General features: G+C 32.8%; 23 protein-coding genes and 2 pseudogenes. 20 read left to right on the top strand and 5 right to left on the bottom strand.

Features of this window, described 5'->3' with window-relative positions; translation table 11 throughout:
- Positions 1-56 precede the first annotated feature (56 nt).
- The 12 genes and pseudogenes from ACQKIM_RS21985 to ACQKIM_RS21930 all read left to right on the top strand — a co-directional run.
- Positions 57-662: a hypothetical protein gene (locus tag ACQKIM_RS21985; RefSeq protein ID WP_427548122.1), complete on the top strand. Its 606-nt coding sequence runs from the start codon at positions 57-59 to the stop codon at positions 660-662.
- Positions 663-1159: 497 nt separating this feature from the next.
- A complete protein-coding gene (locus ACQKIM_RS21980; protein ID WP_427548120.1) occupies positions 1160-2332 on the top strand; it encodes a putative phage abortive infection protein in 1173 nt (390 codons plus the stop codon).
- Between the two features lie 356 nt (positions 2333-2688).
- A pseudogene (locus ACQKIM_RS21975) lies at positions 2689-2879 on the top strand (Rha family transcriptional regulator); the annotation flags it as partial.
- Positions 2880-2948: 69 nt separating this feature from the next.
- Positions 2949-3092 (top strand): hypothetical protein, encoded by a 144-nt coding sequence (locus ACQKIM_RS21970; protein WP_427548118.1) that lies wholly within the window; start codon positions 2949-2951, stop codon positions 3090-3092.
- Between the two features lie 205 nt (positions 3093-3297).
- On the top strand, positions 3298-4017 hold the full coding sequence (locus tag ACQKIM_RS21965) for a hypothetical protein (protein ID WP_427548116.1): 720 nt from the start codon (positions 3298-3300) through the stop codon (positions 4015-4017).
- 124 nt (positions 4018-4141) lie between these two features.
- Positions 4142-4549, top strand: a complete 408-nt coding sequence (locus ACQKIM_RS21960) for a hypothetical protein (RefSeq protein WP_427548114.1) — start codon at positions 4142-4144, stop codon at positions 4547-4549.
- A 138-nt stretch (positions 4550-4687) separates the two neighbouring features.
- On the top strand, positions 4688-5272 hold the full coding sequence (locus ACQKIM_RS21955) for a sigma factor-like helix-turn-helix DNA-binding protein (RefSeq protein ID WP_427548113.1): 585 nt from the start codon (positions 4688-4690) through the stop codon (positions 5270-5272).
- Positions 5269-5823, top strand: a complete 555-nt coding sequence (locus tag ACQKIM_RS21950) for a site-specific integrase (protein ID WP_427548111.1) — start codon at positions 5269-5271, stop codon at positions 5821-5823. Before ACQKIM_RS21955 ends, ACQKIM_RS21950 begins: the two co-directional genes overlap by 4 nt.
- A gap of 448 nt (positions 5824-6271) precedes the next feature.
- Positions 6272-6826, top strand: coding sequence for a hypothetical protein (locus ACQKIM_RS21945; RefSeq protein WP_427548109.1), 555 nt, complete (start codon positions 6272-6274; stop codon positions 6824-6826).
- Positions 6810-6983: a hypothetical protein gene (locus tag ACQKIM_RS21940; protein ID WP_427548107.1), complete on the top strand. Its 174-nt coding sequence runs from the start codon at positions 6810-6812 to the stop codon at positions 6981-6983. Before ACQKIM_RS21945 ends, ACQKIM_RS21940 begins: the two co-directional genes overlap by 17 nt.
- Positions 6950-7135 (top strand): terminase gpA endonuclease subunit, encoded by a 186-nt coding sequence (locus ACQKIM_RS21935; RefSeq protein WP_427548105.1) that lies wholly within the window; start codon positions 6950-6952, stop codon positions 7133-7135. Before ACQKIM_RS21940 ends, ACQKIM_RS21935 begins: the two co-directional genes overlap by 34 nt.
- Positions 7136-7164: 29 nt before the next feature.
- A pseudogene (locus ACQKIM_RS21930) lies at positions 7165-7389 on the top strand (DUF6148 family protein); the annotation flags it as partial.
- Positions 7390-8395: 1006 nt separating this feature from the next.
- Here the strand turns inward: ACQKIM_RS21930 and ACQKIM_RS21925 are convergent.
- The gene (locus ACQKIM_RS21925) at positions 8396-9163 is read right to left on the bottom strand and encodes a hypothetical protein (protein ID WP_427548104.1); all 768 of its coding nucleotides are present in this window, start codon (positions 9161-9163) and stop codon (positions 8396-8398) included.
- Between the two features lie 91 nt (positions 9164-9254).
- Between ACQKIM_RS21925 and ACQKIM_RS21920 the strand changes: the two genes are divergently transcribed.
- From ACQKIM_RS21920 to ACQKIM_RS21885, 8 genes are all read left to right on the top strand, one after another.
- The gene (locus ACQKIM_RS21920) at positions 9255-9440 is read left to right on the top strand and encodes a hypothetical protein (RefSeq protein ID WP_427548102.1); all 186 of its coding nucleotides are present in this window, start codon (positions 9255-9257) and stop codon (positions 9438-9440) included.
- 388 nt (positions 9441-9828) lie between these two features.
- Positions 9829-10140, top strand: coding sequence for a hypothetical protein (locus ACQKIM_RS21915; RefSeq protein WP_427548100.1), 312 nt, complete (start codon positions 9829-9831; stop codon positions 10138-10140).
- A 147-nt stretch (positions 10141-10287) separates the two neighbouring features.
- Positions 10288-10659: a peptidylprolyl isomerase gene (locus ACQKIM_RS21910; protein WP_427548098.1), complete on the top strand. Its 372-nt coding sequence runs from the start codon at positions 10288-10290 to the stop codon at positions 10657-10659.
- A 535-nt stretch (positions 10660-11194) separates the two neighbouring features.
- Positions 11195-11626, top strand: a complete 432-nt coding sequence (locus ACQKIM_RS21905) for a BrxA/BrxB family bacilliredoxin (protein ID WP_427548096.1) — start codon at positions 11195-11197, stop codon at positions 11624-11626.
- Complete coding sequence (locus ACQKIM_RS21900; protein ID WP_427548094.1) at positions 11614-12411, top strand: class I SAM-dependent methyltransferase; 798 nt, start codon at positions 11614-11616, stop codon at positions 12409-12411. Before ACQKIM_RS21905 ends, ACQKIM_RS21900 begins: the two co-directional genes overlap by 13 nt.
- A gap of 124 nt (positions 12412-12535) precedes the next feature.
- Positions 12536-12748: a DUF6366 family protein gene (locus tag ACQKIM_RS21895; RefSeq protein WP_427548092.1), complete on the top strand. Its 213-nt coding sequence runs from the start codon at positions 12536-12538 to the stop codon at positions 12746-12748.
- 137 nt (positions 12749-12885) lie between these two features.
- The gene (locus ACQKIM_RS21890; protein WP_427548090.1) at positions 12886-13644 is read left to right on the top strand and encodes an ANT(4')-I family aminoglycoside nucleotidyltransferase; all 759 of its coding nucleotides are present in this window, start codon (positions 12886-12888) and stop codon (positions 13642-13644) included.
- Positions 13645-14114: 470 nt separating this feature from the next.
- A complete protein-coding gene (locus tag ACQKIM_RS21885) occupies positions 14115-14942 on the top strand; it encodes a nucleotidyl transferase AbiEii/AbiGii toxin family protein (RefSeq protein WP_427548088.1) in 828 nt (275 codons plus the stop codon).
- Between the two features lie 679 nt (positions 14943-15621).
- Here the strand turns inward: ACQKIM_RS21885 and ACQKIM_RS21880 are convergent.
- Genes ACQKIM_RS21880 through ACQKIM_RS21865 form a run of 4 tightly spaced genes read right to left on the bottom strand, consistent with a single transcriptional unit; the run spans position 15622 to position 19950 of the window.
- The gene (locus ACQKIM_RS21880; RefSeq protein WP_427548086.1) at positions 15622-16695 is read right to left on the bottom strand and encodes a glycosyltransferase family 2 protein; all 1074 of its coding nucleotides are present in this window, start codon (positions 16693-16695) and stop codon (positions 15622-15624) included.
- A complete protein-coding gene (locus tag ACQKIM_RS21875; protein ID WP_427548084.1) occupies positions 16692-17645 on the bottom strand; it encodes a hypothetical protein in 954 nt (317 codons plus the stop codon). The genes ACQKIM_RS21880 and ACQKIM_RS21875 overlap by 4 nt, the downstream gene beginning before the upstream one ends.
- A 15-nt stretch (positions 17646-17660) precedes the next feature.
- On the bottom strand, positions 17661-18941 hold the full coding sequence (locus tag ACQKIM_RS21870) for a methionine adenosyltransferase (RefSeq protein ID WP_427548082.1): 1281 nt from the start codon (positions 18939-18941) through the stop codon (positions 17661-17663).
- Positions 18925-19950, bottom strand: a complete 1026-nt coding sequence (locus ACQKIM_RS21865) for a Gfo/Idh/MocA family oxidoreductase (protein ID WP_427548080.1) — start codon at positions 19948-19950, stop codon at positions 18925-18927. The genes ACQKIM_RS21870 and ACQKIM_RS21865 overlap by 17 nt, the downstream gene beginning before the upstream one ends.
- Positions 19951-20540: the final 590 nt, after the last annotated feature.

Below are 20540 nucleotides of genomic sequence, written 5' to 3'. Positions count from 1 at the left end.
TCCGCAGCACTATAAAGAGACAATTTTACTAGAATGCAATGCCGAATGGATTCAGTATGGCTCTTAGTCAAGCACATGTTTTGGTGAAGAGCCAAGTAAACATTATTAATTTATTATTAAAAATAGGTGAAGAACTTAATTGTGAAGTGGTATATATAGGAAAGTCATTTGGAACAAATGGCAATAGAAATGTTTTCGATAGATTAGAATCACATAGTACTTTACAACAAATATACTTTGAAAAAGAAGATGATAGAAGTATATATTTAACAGCTTGGAATTTTGATAGAAATACAATGACGATTGTATCACCCAATTCAAATTATGAAACATATAAAGAAAGATTGATGACTCAATTAGAATTAGAGCGACTCCCTTATGAATCAATTTCATTGAAACAAGAAATAAGTTTTACTGAAGCTGCACTTATAAGGTACTTCCAGCCAATATATAATACAGAATTTAAGAAGTCATTCCCTTCCATTACTCATTCTGATTATAGTGATTGTTATAAAATGAATCTAGATTATATAGCTGTAGAAATGGATACAAAGAGATTAAATTTCAAATTGTATTCAGATGAAGTAGCTGCTGAGTATAAACATGACATATTTTTCGATTTAAAAGGAAAAAGAAACTTCTATGACTTTATGATAATTTAAAATATCTCCTCTTGTTAGTTGGATGGCGAAATAAGATAGTAGTATATACTATTAACAATTGTTGTCTTCTTTTTTTAATTGAAAGGATTAAACCATTTTGAATTGTTTAGAAATTTTATTAATATAAAATCATTATTTTAAATGTTCTACCAGCTTTCTAGAGGACAACATTTGATAACAGCCCAAGCTGTTGTTATTCGTTGTCCTTCTTTTTTTCGTTTAAAAGGGTGGGGGATAAGAGAACGTTAATGGCTGAGCTGTTGAAGAGTGGGTTACATGAGATGAGCGTCGAAATAAGCGTCTGCCTATAACCATTAAAAGTTATATATAGATGTTGATGGAAATATTTATCTTGATATAATTGAACTACATGAGACTTGTGTAATAGCTCTTTCGAAAGTTGTTTGGCAAAGATATCCGAACTCACAGCTCAAATTGAAAAGAGTATCACACCGAGGGTAGAAGAAACTAGTTAAATGGGATGAGGGTGGGGAGTTTTGAATAAAAATGAAATAGAAAAACTTGAAAAACTAACAGTCGAGAATAGGGAAATTCCAGGTTACAAAAAAGTTGAAAATTATTTCATGATAATTGGAGGAGTGTTTAGTAGTGTAGCAATTGCAACACCCTTTTCAATAATCTATTTTAATAACTATAAGTATAACCTAGATAAATTCGCTGAACTCGGGACTGTTGGTGATTTTTTTGGTGGGACAACAGTAGGATTATTGTCTCTTGCAAGTTTGCTATTTGTTACTGCTGCAATGATAATGCAAAAAAAAGAACTTGAGTTACAAAGAACAGAAATTACAAAAACACGTGAGGAATTCAAGATTTCAAATAAACAAAGTAGAAGAGCTTTATTTGAAAACAAATTTTTTAATATGATTGATATCCATTATAAAATTATATCTGAACTTAATATTGGTGATAAAAGTGAAAGGGATGTATTGGCACAATTAGAGGTATATTTTAGGGATAACTTATATTATCCATTAGCTTTAATGTATGAAAGTTCTTTTGATTTAATTATAATAAGAATGTGGGAAAAAAAGTTTATAAAAGAGAGACCATTGGATTTTTATTATGCTTTGAAATACTTTTATTTGAAAGAATTTGAAGAGTCAGAAGAATTGAAAGAACTATTTCACAGCGCTCTTCAAGATATAAATGAAGGAGAAAATTTTAGTACATCTTTACATTTAATATATTCAAAAACAATTAAAGGGAAAAATGTACGATGGAGAGATTATTTTATAGATTATTCTTTTATGAAATCGGTTGGATATTCATTTGAGGAGATGGAAAAGTTAGAAAAGGAGTTTCTTGAGTTTATAGAAGAAAAAAGTAAGAAACTAGATGAAATTTATACATTAGCGTTTTTAAAATTAAAAAATAAAATTAGTCATTATTATAGAAATTTTTTCCATATTATTAGCTATATAGAAAATTTTGATTTTGATGAAGGAAGTGATCAAAATCAAAAAATAAGGGAAGAGTATTTGACGATTCTAACATCACAGCTAACTCCAATAGAATTTAAATTACTTAGTGATTATGCATTATATTATAATGGGGGAAATGAAAGCATAGAAACTCTTGAAAGGATAGGGTTTCTTGAAGAGGGTAAATATAAAATTGATAAAAATTTATTTAATTTAATGATTTGAAAAAGGTAGGAAATGCATTTATTTTAGAACCAAAAGGTTAAGCAACAACCATTATGAGAGGAAAAATATCATTCATTCAATTTACCAAATAATTTTCGTGAATTTTTTCCATGTTTAATTCCTTATTTGTATTTACTATTTAAATAAAATTTAGAAAGAACAATAGAATATTATCAAGTTCTACCAGTCATCTGAAGGACAACAAAAGAAATCAACACGCTAATGTCTTTTGTTGTCCTTTTTAATCTAATAAGAAATATTTTAACAACTTCATCTAAATTACGATTTGCTACTATTTCGGCTTTGACGCAATCTAATAACTCAATTTCAAAAAACAGATGGACTATGCAGGTAAAGAATTTAGCCAGCTCAATTTTGAGGAGACCCAGTATCAGCATCCTCAAAATAAACAATGGTATCCGAAATTCAATCTTACAGTAGAAGCATTACACTTGTGGTGTCCAGTTATAACACAAGAGAAACTGTACAAACAATAATTGAATTTATCAATGAATTTAAACGAATGAGGGAATTTATTCAAAAACAAGGTTTTTATTATAACCGTTATTGTTTGTGATTGATAAGTGGTGTTCCACTAATAAGGAGGAGGATATTTATGCGAGCTATAAATGAATGGTATGCTTTAAGACAAATTGTCTACAAAGTTTGTGAGGATAAGAAAATACAAACAACATCCACTATGACCTATTTTGAATTGTTTGAGTTGGTTGTTCCAAGGCTGTGTGCAAGCATTATATAAAAGCTGTGGAGTGCATTTTATCAGAAGAAGATAAAATGAAAGAGCAATATTTAACCATTTTGAAAAAACATGAACTAATAATTGCATAAAATTCAGATAAATTCCCTTTCGGCATTTGAAAGAGGGAATTTTATGTTGGTATAATAGAAATACTCAAAGTTTGGTTTGAAAATTAGAAAAAATATGCTAAACAGAGGTGAGAATTTTGGCGAAATTTGTATTTGCATGTATAGGATCATCAATTGCTTTTATTATAATACAAATTGTCCTGCAATTTTTTGTAAGTGAAGATATTAAAAAGCTTTTAACTCAAATTGGGATATTGATATTTATACTACTACTATTAAATCCATATTTAAGTGTATTTAAAGATAGTTCAGATAAAAGTGAATTAAAAATGGTAAAAGGACAGAATGCCAAGAAGCGTAAATTATTCACTCGAATAGGCGAAGAATTCGATACTGATCTATTTATTTATGAAGTAGTTGGGGATTTGGATGAAGGTGTTAATAGTTTAGCTGACCTTAAAATATTTAAGGCAAAAATTATAGAAAAAATTGGTCCAAATTTAAAGGATTATTATCTTATTAGAGAAGCTGTTGATTTAAAATTAAAATTAGGGTTCCTGAATTTTTTATCAGAAATTAGTAAGAAAATCTTAATAAGTACTATTACTGTAATTATTTCAAGTTTATTCATTACTAACATGATAAAAGTTATTAATGATGGTGAAAGTAAGTGGGGTTTTTTTATTTTAATAGTCCAATTTGTGAATTCAAGTTTATTTGTTTTGATTTTGATACATATAGCTTATTTTAGTTTTAAAGGAATGAAAAATCGAGCTTTTTTATTAAAAGCTATAATTGATCTTATAATTAGTGAAAAAGAAAAAGAAGGAGATAACAATTATACTATTATTGTATAAGTTCTACCAACTAGCCGGAGGATAACGTAAGAGAATAGGGAAAAATTGCAATTTTTATTGTATTCTTTTTATTTCATTTGGGAATTAAAAGAATAAGTAATGAGGGTACAAGAAAGGAGAAGTTATGAAAAAGGAGATTTATTGGAATTTATTTTTTGCATTCATTCTTTTTTTCTGTTTACTAAGTTACTATTTATTATTTGGAATAGGTGGTACTCCAATAAATGAAGTGTCTAAAGATTTTGCTTCTTTGAGTGCTACAATATTATTTGGAATAGCAGCTTCTATTGTTGCATCTGTAGGACTGGTGAAGGGTGGTAAATCCACAAAAACTAGATTGTATGTTATTAGAATTTTATATGAGGTTAATTTTGTTTTACTGGCTTGTATAGTATTATTTTTTGCTAGTTATAGTAAAATTATTATTGATGATTATGCATTTATCTCAATACTGTTAATAACAATGTCAGTTTTGATTTTTGATATGCTGAGGTATTTAAGGGATATTTTATCACAGGAAATAACAAATTAAATGTGTTCTACCAGCTCACTGGAGGACAACAATGGATAGCAGCAAAACGCTGCCATCTTTTGTTGTCCTCTTTTTATTTGAATGAAAATAACCCCTGTGATACTTCAGAAAAATAATTTTCCAAGGTGGTGAAGTAGTTTGAGAGATTTAAGAATTGAATATAGGGCCACTAAACATATGACTAAGGCTATTCTAGATGAATTACAACGAAAAAGAGAAGCTATCGTTATGTCTTATGAGGTTACCGATAATTTAAGCGGTTTGACACCAGATGAAATACAAGTTGTTAGACTAATTGAGGGAGATATTAAAACCGTAAAGAATTGGCTTTCCAATGTTAGTTACGGCTTGCAATATATGAATCTAGGTCATATTCCTAGCGTAACAAGAGGAATCGAACGTCGAGCAGCATATGAACGTGAAATACCCTTTGAACCATACTGGATACAACGTAGACAAGCAACAAATGATATGAGCATGTATGGGATGATCGCTGATGAAGATGCTGAATTAGTGAAAGTAACGCAGGAAGAAAAAGGACAGATTCTCCAGACCATAACTAGAAATCTAACGACCCGTCAAAAGGACATTTTACAATTGATCAGTAATGGCTATACACATGAGGAAATAGCTTCTGTACTAGGCATACATAAGGGGACTGTTGCCCGAACGATGTCAAGAATAAAAGAGAAAATTGAAGATGAAGGGTGGTTTATTCCATGAAGTTTGTTGAACCTATACGTGATAAAGCATGGCTAGAAGAATTCACACAATACTTCAAGAATAGAAGAGCTCGAGACTATGTATTATTCATGACTGGCCTTCATACAGGTTTACGTATATCTGACATACTAGATCTTCGTGTTAGAGATGTAGAGGGTACACACTTAATGATTGAAGAACAAAAGACTGGTAAGTATAAACGTATTATTATAACACCAGCTCTCAGAAAAATATTAAACGAATATTGTGAGGATAAAAGACGTACTGAATATTTGTTTCCATCTCGAATAAAGACGCGAACAGGGAAAGCTAAACCTATTGATCGAACCACTGCATACAAAATTTTAAAGGATGCTGCAAAGGCAATAGGATATACCGAACCAATCGGTACCCACAGCTTACGAAAAACATTTGGCTATACCTTTTATCAAAAGTATAAAGACATTGGAGCATTACAAAAGCTATTTAACCATGATAAACCAACAACAACATTGTTCTATATAGGAGCAGGACAAGATGATCTAGATGATAAGATGACACACCTTTACTAAGAGGTGTGCTTTTTTATGGACATAAATACTGAATACATAGCTTCAAATAATAACGAATGCTACATAACATAGTGGCATTGTGAATTGAAATAAAAATAATTTGTAGAATGTTGATGCAACAGGCATTTGAGCGTGTTTTTTTAATTCAACAGTATTAAAGATATGTTGCGTTCAGAGGGTTAGTGTCAAGCAGTTGCCCGTTAAGAGTGAAGGGAGCAAGTCATACAACGTATGAAAAAGTGGCGTGAAACCATGAGGCTCTAGGGTTAAAGTGAATTGTTTTAATTGTGTGAACAATTGAGAAAATTATCTTAGGTTCTTCCAGAGTTTTACCTTTTATGCGGGTGCTTTCGAGCCCATGGATTGCTCAGTTAGTAAATCGAAAAGGTCGTTAACGGTTGCGGTGATTTTGAGGTTGGGAAATAAATGTGAAATGGGGGTTGAAGCCTTGACACAAAAGGATTTAGTTGAATCTGTCGAAACCGTTAGTCAAGCTCAGTTATCTGTGATTTTGGGCATCTCAACTTCACGAATTAGACAGTTAGACAAAGAGGATGCGTTAGTGAAGATAGGGCGAGGTAAATATGATTTGCCGAAGTCAATTCAAAAATACATCGAATTCCAAATTTCAAAGGCAACGGCTGAAACTGAAGACGAATTAAATAAATTAAAAGAAGATACATTATGGACACGAGCAAAACGTATGAAGTCAGAAATGGAATATAAGATAATGGCTGGCGAACTGCATCGATCTGAAGATATAAAAGAAGTCATGAACGATATGTTGACGCGATTCCGTTCACAATTATTAGCCTTTCCAACAAAGGCAGCACCTAAGGTTATCGGAGTAATAGAAATCATGGCTGTAAGAGAGACGTTGAAAGAAGAAATTTATGAATTAATGCAGGAATTATCCGATTATGATCCTGATGTATTCTATGAAAAGAGTGCTGATAAGATTTACATTGAAAGTCCTGGTGATAGTGATGCATACAATAGCTGATTCAAAAAAATTATTTCAGCAATTAGCAAAGCAAGCATTAGCTCCACCACCTAATCTTACTGTTTTCGAATGGGCAGATGCGCATCGTAAGCTATCTCGTGAATCTTCAGCAGAGGCTGGCCAATGGAGAGTGGTACTCCATATCAAGTTTGGGTAAAAATTCTTGCAAGAAATGAGAGATTCGACTTGCGTGTTTATAAAACTGCAGCAATTGAAATTGTGAATCCAAACTTTGAACGAGAGTATTCCATTGGAACTATAAGTACTGTTAAAAGGCAAAAAAGGAGAAAAAGAGATATAAGGAAATGATTACATGAGAACAAGTACAACATCATTTAGAGGCTTGGCTTGATGCTGAATTGAAAGTATCCAAAAAAGATCAAAGTTATCCACTCGGTTATCGTACTTTAACATACGCAAATTTGTCTGAAATCAGGAGGCAAATTGATTATTGGAGTAGTAAAGTATCCATATGTGAAATTCAAGCATCAAGTAAATCCGTTAGACGTGCAAAACGTTTTTTGTACCACGTGATTTATAGGATGGAGGCGATTTATCAATGAATATACTGGATAAAGCTATTAATATGATCAGTTCTGAATGCACTTTAAAACGTACACTGGCAAGGACCAATGAAAACATGAAAATATTAAATAGGTGATGTGAAATGAGTGTAAGTGTACAACATGTCGAGACCGAGTTATTATCAGCTGCACAAACAACATACTGTTTGTTATTCCAGGAGTTTTTTAAAGCCTTAATTAAATTATCCTTATTACAGTAACATATCACTCACAGGAACAACAAAATTACTTATACGCTCAGGGGCGAACCAGATTGTTACTTGGACATTAGACAGCAATCACAAATCGCGCCTAGTGTGGGATATTGCTGTTGGTCCTCCACAATCCTTATATGATGTGACAATTTTAAATCGAATAGGAGTCAACGCTAAAAGCTAGTATTACATGGGGTGGCGATTGGGTTGGTAGTATTGACCGACCCCGCTTTGAAGTAAAGGCAAGATGGAAGATGCCGAAAGGGTATGTATTATGGAAAGTAGTTATACCAAGTGATAGCAAAATGAAAGTTCAATTAATTGTATAAGATAACCTTAGGGAGGAAATCAAAGTGACAAATACAACATGGAATACAGGTTCTCCAGCTATGGAAACTGAAACAGAAAAGTTGATTGTGCGGGCAGTAAAAATGGCATTATTCAGGAATCGCACTTAAAGGATTTACAAAAATGGTACAATGACCACTGATCGTTTAATTGGTCTGTACATTACTATTCAACAAAGACGAAGTAAATAATATTTGTGCTCAAGTACTCAATTAATTTTGAGCCTGAGCTTTTTCTTTTAAGTTTCGACACCATTGTAAATATAAAAAGTAATGTCAAAATGAAATGACATTGCAAGGTAATTATCAAAATATTAGATAGCCACATTTTAGCTACATTATCCTTTATCAAAGCAAAGCATAAAAAAGAGTAGCAAAAAACTACCCTTTTTCATAAAAATTATTATACTTTTCATTTAAATTGATTTTAATTTATTCTAAATTTTAATTTGCAGTAATAAGGAAAGGTAATCTGTAAGTTGTTCCACTTCTTGCATACCACAAATCACCAGTTACTCCTGAGCCAAATCCATCACCAGTTTCTATATTATACTTAACCCAAGATAAAGTTTTAGAGAATGGAGTACCACTTACTGGATTTGAAATAGTTTGGACACCTGTAGTTTCAAGTGTATTATAAGATTTTCCATCAAGCTTATAGCCAGACCCATTTGATCTTGCCTCATATTGGAATTTTGTTAACGTAAATGCATTATCTTGAAGGATTGGAGTAACTGAATAACTAGATAGTTTGTATCCTGTTAAAGTACCAACCGTGATAGATTGATATGAAATACTCATCAAAACTTTTGCTGATGAAGAAGCTGTTAGTGCTTCTGAAGTTTTTGAATTTGGGTATGGGCCTTCTACGCTTACAAAAGTCGATACTGATTTCATTCGATCTTCAACTACAGTACCATCATCAAATGTAGTTTCACTTAATGCTTTATCGATTTCTATTGAAATTTCGTTTTTTTCATCATTTTCTTTAATTTTTACTTTTTTATGAGGTGTATCAACATTTTCACCCTTTAAAGCTTTGTCAATCAACACATCGTCAGACATTCCATAAAACTCGGTAAAATACTCAGTTTTTAAAATCTTAGGCTCTTTTTGCTCCTGCTCTTTTGCTGATGCAGAATCAATGCCTAAAAATAAAACAATGGATAATGCAGTTAGTGCTGTGAACTTTGCTGTGAACTTATTCTTCATTTACTTTCACTCCATTTCTTTTTATGTTAAAATTAATTATATATATAAATTTTTTAAAAATCTAGCATATTTTTGGAAATGAGGAAAATTTATGGAAAATAATAATAAAAAGAATGATAAAGATTTAGATGTAAATAAAGATAGAAACAATGATAGAGATAAAGACTTACATTGGATTCCTGAAAGAAATATGGCAACTGGTTTTACTTTTACTGGATTTTTAATTTTAATAGGCATTATTGTTATTGTTGCTTTAGTAAAATATTTATTTTTTTAGAATTTAGTTGTTCAATGTTTATAAACATTGGCTTTGAAAACAGAATATGGGGAGTTAAATACCATGAACCTTATTGTAGAACCTGAAATGAAGAAATATGTACACTTTTGGTTGTACAAAGTTCCCTTAACCTTGTTATGGCGTATTTGGATGATGAGTTCCGTGATTTAATAAATGACGAAAAGTTTGCCAATAATCAAGAACACATTAAAATGTACATTGAACGAGCTAGAGAAGAGATTTATTGAAGTTCTTAAATCAGAACTTGGTGTCACAGTAATTGTGAATACTGTGGTAGTTCCATCATTACGTCAGAAGCAAATCAGATTACATTAGATTTAAAAGATTTCAAACCAACCTATAAAAAATCTTTTTCCATGAAATTGAAATGGGTGTAAATGAATTACCAGTACGTTCAGGTATGGCAAATATCTACAATAATGCAACTAAATCTGATGGAGGTCGTTTGTTATTAACAAATCAACGTCTAATTTTTTGTGCCCATGCCTTAAATATTAATCCGAATTTATATTGGGAATTAAGCTTAAAAGAAGTAAAACAAGCGGAACTAGGTTTAAATCTCCTTATCTCTCAAAGAGTGAAGATTTTAGATGTGAAAGGTAATAAAACAACCTTCGTAGTATATGGCGGAAAAAGTTGGATAGATGAAATAGAACATGTTTTCCACAAAATGGGGTAGCATCAGAAAAATGCGGATTTACAACGCTAAGTGAAAAATCTTCCAAAAAAATGCTTTATGGAAGGTTTTATTTTATATTACAAAGGTATTATTAGAAATATGTTGAAATAATTACTATACGGAAATTATTTGGTTACTTATTGGGGTGTGATTACTTTAAAAAAACTATTTTGTCTAATACTATTCTTCACATTAATATTAGCAGGGTGTAATTCATCAAGTGTAAGTATTGATCAAACTTTTGATATTCCTGATAAAGTTCAAAACGTAATTAATACGGATCATCAATTACAACTTATTAAAAAGGGTATGAATGCTTATATTATTTTTCAATCTGCAGGTACGATTACTGTTGAATTTGAAGCCATTGATGGCATACTAAATATAAAATTTAATAGTGAAAATCAAGAAAATACTGAGTTAAAACAGTACATATATAAAATGAATCCTGGAAATGTTAAAGTTAAAGTTTTAGTTAACGAAAAAGTTACATCTTTTGATAACATCATTGATTTATAAAAGGATTTATTAATAATACAACTTCATACAAAATAACGTTCCCAAATGAAAACTTGAAAAAGACCTTAAAAGCCAAAAATGTTGCTAAATCAACGTTTCGTGGCTTTTCTTATGAACATTGTTTATATGTCTTTTTATACAGGTGGCGTAAACGGTTGATATAGCAGTATTTTTACTTATTTGGTTTATTCTTCACTTTGCATAAAATCGTGTATATTTCTTAACGTTGTAAATCCGTATAAATCTGACGGGACCCCAAAATAAAATAAAGTTTCGAAATAGAATAGACCAAGACATTTTTAAATGAGCACTTGGTCTTTTTTATATTTATATTTATACTTAGTAATTCCATTTTTTAGGTGTGTAACGACCCGAACTTTATCACCACTTCGTTACACAAAAAAGTCACCAAAATCACGAAAAAGTCACATTTCCCCCGAAAACCTGCGAAATTAGATAAAAGCATGTTTTTGTACATTCGTGAAAAACCTTGCTATAATAAGCTTTGCGAATACATATGAAAGAGGGTAAAAGCATGAACGCTTACGATGAATATATGAAGCAGGTTGTGAAACCGATGCGTGAAGAGCTGGTGGGGGCTGGCTTTACGGAGCTGACGACAGCTGATGCGGTGAATGAATTTATGGCAGAGACGAAGGGAACTTCGTTGGTGGTGATTAACTCGGTTTGTGGTTGTGCGGCGGGGCTGGCACGTCCGGCAGCTCGTGAGGCTGTGGCGGCGGTGAAGCCAGATCATCTGGTAACGGTTTTTGCGGGCCAGGATCCTGAAGCGACTGCAGCGATGCGTAGTTTTTTTGAGGATGTACCACCGAGCTCACCTTCAATGGCGATTTTAAAGGATGGGGAATTGGCATATTTTATTCCACGTGAACAAATTGAAGGGTTCCCAGTGGAGCAAATCGTTACTCATTTAACAGGTGTTTTAGAGCAAACATGCGAGAAATAAAGACTATTGTTACGACAGCGGGCAGACCAGACGATGTATCGATGGCGCTCGCTGCTTTTGCATGTAATGAATTAGAGGCTTCATTCGAGCTACGAAAAAAACGTTCTATTCGTAAAATCTCGGAGGAACTTCATGCACATGTAGTAGTTGCTGGGAAAAATCGCTTTGAATACTATGCTTTTGGGGTAAATGAACCGTTTTTCTTCCATCCTAATTCAGCGGCATTTCGCTTAAAGCGTGTAGCTCGTGGAGAAGCAGAGCCATTTTTAGAAGCGGCGCAGCTAGAAATAGGAGACTCATTGCTTGATTGTACGCTTGGACTTGCCGCAGATGCTATGCTTGCCGCATATACAGTTGGTGGAGAAGGGCGTGTCGTAGGGCTTGAAGCAAATCCAAATGTGGCGTTTATCGTCAAGCAGGGAATGCAAACCTATGATACTTCAGAGTTACCATTAACGGAATGTATGCGCCATATTGAAGTGATTCAAGCAGAAGCTACTTGGTATTTAAAAAATTTGCCAGATAAATCTTTTGATGTTGTCTATATGGACCCAATGTTTGAGGAGATTATTGGTGAAGCTACTAATTTTGAGGCGCTTCGACGAGCAGGAGAGCATGCTTCATTAACAGATGAATGGGTGCGTGAAGCACAACGTGTGGCGAAAAAGCGGGTTGTGTTAAAAGCCCATTTTCGTTCAGAATGGTTTGCCAAATATCAAATTCAGCGCTATGAGCGATTGACAGCGAAGTTTCATTATGGTGTGATGGATACCTCTAACTTATAAAGGAGGAGCATTTAGCAGTATTTTTGCTAAAGCTCCTCCTTTATTATCCTAAAATTCAAAATATGGTAATATAAAGAATAAGAGTATTCCTTGATTGCTAAAAAATAATACGGAGGTGATTTATATGGAGTCGAAAGAAACACCACACGAAAAAAGAGAACGTTTAAGGCAAAAAGAATTGAAAAATAATCCTTTAGGATCTTTGAATGAAGGATTAAATCGAGCAGAAAATGGAAATTTAGTGGATGTATCTGGTGGTATGGGTTGGAAAGGTATGATTTTTTTAATTTTGGTGCTGTTTATTGGCTATATCATTTATAGTTATTTCTATACGTAAAATATTCTACCTGTTTGAAGAGGTGAAAGGAGAAATGGATAATGACACCAGAGAAGATTCCTCGTTAAGCACGAGGCCCACCTTGGACTATCTATCAACGCCATCTTATACCAAATTTAAAAGGAGAGACATTGATAATGGGTCCAAGTAAAATGACTAGAGAAGAAAAGATGAATATTGTAATGACAATTGTTAATCAACTTTTAATGAAATATGGTGCAAAGGTAAAAGCAATAGGTTTGTATGGTTCTTTGGCAAGAAAAACAGATGGGCCATATTCTGATATTGAATTAAAATGTGTACTCCATTCTATAAAAGAGAGTTTTTCCTATGAATGGACGGCAGGGGACTGGAAAGCAGAAATAAATTTTGATGATGTGGAATCGATTTTAGCCGAAGCAGCGAGTGTTGATGAAGAATGGCCACTAACACATGGTCAATTTTTTGATATTCTTCCTCTCTACGATCCAGAATTATTTTTTCATGACCTGAAAGAAAAAATAACTACCATAGATCCAACTGCTTTTAAAGAAGTGATTTGCCAGACATTAGTGGAAGAAATGTATGAGTACATGGGAAAAATCCGAAATATTCAAATTCAGGGTCCCGACTCATTTTTACCAATTTTAGCGATGCAACTGGCAATGGGGGGTGCCATGATTATTGGCTTACACCATCAACGATGTTATACTACCTCTGCTCAAGTTCTTCCAGAAGCCTTAACATTTACAGATAAGCCAAAAGAATTTGCAAGTTTATGTGAGTTGGTGATGACTGGCAATCTTTCGAATCCACAGCAAATTATTTTAGCTTGCGAAGGTTTTTGGGATTCACTAGTATCATGGTCTACACAACATGGATATATGATGAACGTTTCACAGGAAATACCCTGGTAATTTTAGTGCTTTACTCTTTGGGAATAATGTGCTATAATTATTAACGTGCTATTTTAGGTGGCATATTTCCGTAATCTGGCATTCTGCTTTTTGTTTTTGTAGATACTTATTCACACTGGCGCATGCTTTGGGGCTGCAAGGACGCAAAAGAAGGTTGGGTTTGCGTTGCTTAAGTTAGAAGGCACACAGTGGAATTTTACCGCGGTGATGAAACAATCGTGTTTCAAGATAATATTCCCCAGATGATTGGGTTGAGACTTTTACAATTTACGAAAATGTTACCTATTAAATACTAAAGGGGTGGCTTCGCAATTGCGAGGCTGCCCCTTGTCTAATTCAGCAACCTTTCGCTCAGATGAACGAAAGTTTATTGATGCATATTGGTATATATTACCGTTTACTCCATTTCCACTTTACGTCATAATTGTAATTAGAATTTTAGTAAAATTTTGATAAAGGTGAGGATGACAATGAGAGATGTAAACACGATATCAGTGAATATTATTGAGCAATTAACAAAGGTGGCAAAGGATCGAGAGGAAAGCTTCGATACGCTTATAGCACTTTATTGTCAAGAAAGGCTTATTTATCGATTATCCATTTCTTCCTATCGCGATCAATTTTGGCTTGCAGGAGATTCTTTATTGTTCGCTGTAACAGAAGGTGTTGTAAAGCCCCCCAAAAATACTATACTTGCAGCCAAACCAGTTGCTTATCATTTAGATATTATAAGGCAAGCATACAAGGAGATTTGTTCAATGGACGGGCAAGAGGATGGTATTGAATTTTTAGGGGACGAATTGACTATCTCTTTAGAAAATGGATGGCTTTATATTAAAATACCTACGAACCTGGCGCATTTGAAAACATACATAACATTACAGGTTAACTTTATGGAGAATACACCTGTGGCATCTAAAACAATAGCTTATCCAACATTGCTCCAATCGGCTTCTCCTGTATTGATAATAGAAGCTTCTGAGCATGTTATTGCATCTAAATTTGCAGAAATATATAAAACACCTACCTTAGATACGACAATAAATGCCATTCATACAATTTTTGCATTGATCAAGACACAAAAAATAGAAGGGCGTGTCTTACAAGAATGTATTGTTTCTTTATTAGATCAACAGCGTCACACTATAGAGAAGGAACACCCATTTTTTATAAGGCAAGCCAAAACGGAAATAGTAACAAGAGAAGTACAAAAGTTCCTTAGCCCCATATATGATGAGATTTTGCATGAAGAAGAATTTTTAAAATATTGGGATTGTACACAACTAAAATGGCAATAAAGATGGAAAAGTCCGTGATTTCACGGACTTTTTAATTTAACAAATTGTTTTTTTACATTTCATATCAGCGTACTGTTTTTCATCTGAAACAAAATCACTTCACCAAAATACTAACTTCTATTTATTAAAATGTTTAAATTATCTTAGTTTTTTAATACAGTATTTCCATTCCCAACAGTGAATCAGTTTTTTCTTAATAATTGGTAGAAATCCAAGACGATTTACTAATGCCTTGATTTCATGCCTGTTTTGAAATATCTACCTTGTAAAGTGGGGATGTCATTTTTTAAAAGAATGTTTTAGCTTGTTCTTTAAAAGATAGTATTTGCATTAACTCTAGATGGTTGGATTTGTCATTAATACCTGTATTTACAATCTTTTTATTAATGCGTCTCTTTCAAGAGTTCTTTCTGGTTGTCAAACAAGCGTCAGCATCAACATTAAGTGATTAAGCAACAGCTATAGAAGGATTAGGATCTGAAAAACTATTGAATTATTTCTACCACACTAGGTTCATTCTCATTTTCCCTTATGCCTAACTAGAATACCTCGTGTTCCTTATCAAGAGCGTGTTGATAAGCCAGAATTTAGTATGTATGTGCTACGTTTTGTCTTTCGTTTTGCAATAAACATTAAAAGTCTATTCAATTTCCTCCAGAATGGTAAATTTTTATATTATTTATTTGTTGTTTTCTCTTAAGAATATAATTGTCTCCTCAAGATTTTGTTCTGCCTGTTCTACATTTGAAGTAATTTGTAAATAGTTTACAACCCTTAACAGATAATATGGCAATATGGATTTAGCTAATATTAGACTATCTATTTGTCCGATTTGTTTTTCATGATCTAGCAAAACTTTTCCCCAAATTGATGGATTAATGGCAATTTCTTGTCCAACCTTAGAAATTGTTTCTGCTTTAGATAATATGTGATTAGCTTCTTCTTTTCTCTCTAAAATTTTTTGAGGGCATAAAGGTATTTTAGGAGGAAATAGTGATGATGAATGACTTGAATTCATCAATGTTTGAAAAATACCAGAATTCTTTTTATGTTCAAATATAATTCTCGATGTTTCATAATAACTACTAGCAACCTCAACAAACATAGCAGTCATTTTTCCAAAACTAGGATTATGCTCTTTTTTGTCGAGAATAATTTCCTTAACTTGAAAATTATTATATAAAGCCTGCAGAGTTAAAAATACGTCAATACCATATCCGTAGCAATAGTTATGCCAGTCTGCAGAATTAACTAAAAACTTTGTAAATTTTATAGAAAAACCAAAATCTCCAGCAATTGGTTGTCTTGGACAATTTCCATTCGTATGATAGAAAGTTAGTGGATAAACGAAGTGATTTGTTGTATTTCCTTCTTGAAAATTTCTAGAATAATTAGGCACAATAAAGTCAGCACCGTTCATAATAGCTACAGTAAATTTTCTAAGCCAGAACTCTGAAAATGAAGTAATATCTCCATCAATTAATATACAACCATCACACTTATCAAGATTATTTACAACATCAAATATTGCTTTTATATTATGTCCTTTTCCAATTTCATGGTTGATAATAGAAATTTTTTTATTTATAGTTTTTGTTGCTGAAAAGATTGCAGCTGTTTGATCTGAACTATTATTGTCCGCATTAATAATTACTATCTCTAATTCCATTTTTATTGCCGCACTATCGATAAGATGTGTCAGCTCAGATATGTTCTTGGCTTCATTATAGGTTGGAATGCCGACAGCTATCATAAAATCTCTCCCTTAAACCAGTCCACCAGCGATTGACTGCTTGGACCAGAAAGTTCTGTTATTCCTGCACTAATCATACTTCTTACAATATTATCCCGTATTAACGAAGCGTTATCATAATTTATGTTCGGTAATGATCCTAGATAATTCCCCTGATCATCTTGAAATGGTGTAGCTTGACCGGATATATGTCTGCCTATTTTTTCATGCAATATTAAACTTCTCTGCACTCCTTCCCACGGACACGCTGAAAAGAAATTTTGATAAGGGTTAATTCTAACATATATAATTTTATCTATTTTGGATAGTTTCGAATGAGTTCCTATCCCATATTCAGAGGGGAAAATTCTAGTTTTATTATTCCATGAATTCGATGAATTAGTGGCTAACCTAGCTGAAAGCTTTTCCATGTGACTATCTGCCTTCACTGCTGTTTCCCTCACATCAAACCAGCGACTTCCTTCAGTCGTAAAAAGTTCACCATTTTCATTACATCCAACACGAACTAGGTCATTTCCGATAAGGCTTAACCCCAATTCTTCGCATAATCGAAAAGATAAAGTAGTTTTACCAGAACCTTTTTCTCCTAAAATTAAATATGATTTATCTTTTACTTTTGAATAGACTGCTGCAGCATGAATTAATAAATTATTAGTATATGGAGCCTGTAGACATTCAAACATGTACTCTGAGAGGAAATATAAGGCTTGACCACTACTAAAACACTCTAAGGGACCTTTTACCAACAAACAATGATCAGTAGCGTTATATGTAACACGAGGGATTTCATCTTTAATATAATTAATCACTCCAGATATTTTTGGTATTTCCAGCTCATTATAGCTAGAAATACCAAATTTTTTTTGAGCTCTTAAGATGTTATTAAATATGGTGTCCTCTGTAGATAAAAATTGAATTTCAACACAACCTTTAACAATACTGCGTACCATGGACCGGCTCCTTTTTTAATATACGTTTACAGAGAAACAGTATTTATCTTTTCCATAATTCTTCTCGTCTATTACATTAGTTCGTGGGAGGAAGGATTGTTCATTTATAATCCGCAGAGTTGTTTCGCCACCGATACTAAGAGAATTTTTCACAAGATCCTGCACCATTTCCTCATTGACTTGTTGAACGGTAGAAACTATGATTTTCGACGGTGCGTATAATTTATCTCCAATATTTGCGCGAAGAATAACCTGACACGGTGAACCTGTAGCAGCGTATATTTGTTTTGCAATCATATCAGCTTGGTATCCAAGAACTTTTCCTACGAAGTATGTGGAATTCTTTCCATGGGGAGCCTCCATTGTGTTAGGACGGAAACTCGAGATAATACCGTGAGTTTTATTACCACGACCAACAGCACCTTCTTCACCAAAATCTGTACAAGAACCTGCTGTAACGAGGTAAGGTCTTGGATTATCACCAAGTGTCTGAGCATTTATAATTAAATTAATATTTTCATTCGGATATTTAGATTGTATATAATTCGTTAGATTATGTCTCAACTTTTGTTCACGTTCAAAATATTGATCCGCTGATACTGTCATAGTTGTAATTTGTGGCACTGTTACTGTAGCTACACTAACATCACCATCTCTAACTACCATTACTTTAATATCGCCACCGAATTCTTTAAACCTAGGATAGGGTAATTCTTGATCGTTATTTTGATAAAAATATCCTTCTATATCAAGCGCAAGCTTTTCCGATTTTGTAAGTGGCCAGTAACTGATCATTGTTGCCGTATCATTTGCAGTTGGACCCTCATCATTGTATTCTGGTAAATCATTTTTATCTCTAGGGCTAAACCAATGCGGACGTGTGCTATGGGTACTAGTTAAAGTTTGAAACACAATTGTTGATTCAGACTCTACATCTAAATGCGGTAAAACTCTAGTTAAATAAGCTTTTGCTGCTTTAATTTGTATCTGTTCCAGTGGGATTTTTTCACCTCCGAAATTTTTACTTCCTCGTCCCATGAAAATAACTTTTATTGGATCAGAGAAATTTTCACCTCCATATTTTTGTTTACACTGCCCACCTAGAATCATAACCTTATCAAAGTTGTGATGTGGAATATATCCAAATTTTTTTAGACAATACTTACAATAATCAATTTCAGCAGCCTCAGCGATGCCATCTGTCAAAGTATCTGGATGACCTAGGCCCTTTCTTTCTACTACTTCATATGGTAATTGATCTGGGGTAATTAAATTATTGTTAACTGTTATGGACATAATTATCCTCCTTTGTAATTGTAACTATTTTAGCATTATTAAATAGTGACATGATTTGCTGTGACTGTTTTATGGTATATTCCAATTTACAACCTCCAGCAATGTTTCCTTTAATTATGTCAGAGATATTCTCTTTGAGCATATCATCACGAATCAATGTTGATTCAGTACCAAAAATCAACTCCGTAACTAAGCGATCATGTGAAGGATGAGGGTCTAAGATTACTCTGTATTCAAACCCCTTTCCTTTTATAAATACATTCCTATCTGTGGTTGGATTATCCGAAATTTTATTACTAGAAGAAATTTTAAAATCTCCCAAAAAACTATTTATAATTACGGTTGTACCACTGCAAGTAACGTATTCAATATGAACCCCTTGATTGCTTGTGTTATTAGAATCAACATACAAAACATTTTTTATCAATTTCACACCATCAATCGATTGACCTAACATTTCCAAAATCGCTAATATATGAGGAACTTCGATGCCATAGGATCCAATATTATGATCAAAAAACCTCCCATGTTCGTTGTCAGTTGTACGATTCTTAGACATGTTAATTTCAAGGTATTTTATTGAATCATTTTTAGTTTTTTCTCTTAAAAATTTTATTGTCTTTGATTTGTAATACTGTTCGTTTACAATGATTTTTTCATGAAGAGAAATATCATTATCCAGCAACTGGTACAATATGTTTTTTTCAAGGATATTGCTAAACAAAGGTTTTTCAATTACAACACGATCAAACTTGCTTCCTATCCATATTAGGTGTTTTAAAACATCAATATGAGTGCCAGACGGTGTACAAATATCAACAAAATTATATGTTTTATGAGACGAGGGTTCATCAACATTAAATCCATCCATTTCAGCATTCTCAGTTTGTTTTTTTGTAATATCGGATATCGAAACATTTGCTCCACATTGTTTCCAGATTTGTGCTTTAATCTTTCCAATTTTTCCATATCCGATTATTAATACACTAGGTGCTAGTTGATGATGCATAGCTACTTGCTCCCTCTTTTATTTTTTGAAAGACTTCAACAATAAGGTTATCGAAATAATCTACCGTTTTACACTATATCTCATCCTGTTTGTACAGTATTCTGGGAAACTAATCATTTTCGACATCTTATCTTCTGAATGTTTATAAGGTATAATAAACATTATTTGGTAAAGTGTACCTAATTTTTAAGGTCAAATCAATATCTAAAATTTTTGATTTCTTACATTAAAGATATTATTTAATGACTAATAAACTGTAAATTGAACAAGATGATGCCGTTTTTTTCTGTTTGTTTTTGCGATGTGCCTTGAAGACAAGTGAAATCGGCAGTATTGAATTCTTTTACAATTATCTTTCCAGGATTTTAACGATTCAGTTGCATAATCTCTTTGATTTGAATGGCAAAATCTTGTTGTTTTCGATCGTATGGATCTACTTTATTGATGGAAAAATAAGAACGATTGAAAACTATAATAAATTGTTATCTTCCAGTGGTTCACTGAAAAGACTTCTGTGCTTTAATCCTGCTGTTTCAAACATTTTTAATAGTAGGGTAGTTTCATTTGGAAACTTACGTCTAGTTTAATGC

Origin of the sequence: Lysinibacillus sp. NPDC047702 (assembly GCF_050272555.1) — a bacterium.
Lineage (GTDB): Bacteria > Bacillota > Bacilli > Bacillales_A > Planococcaceae > Lysinibacillus.
This window is presented reverse-complemented; position numbering and strand designations above follow the sequence as displayed.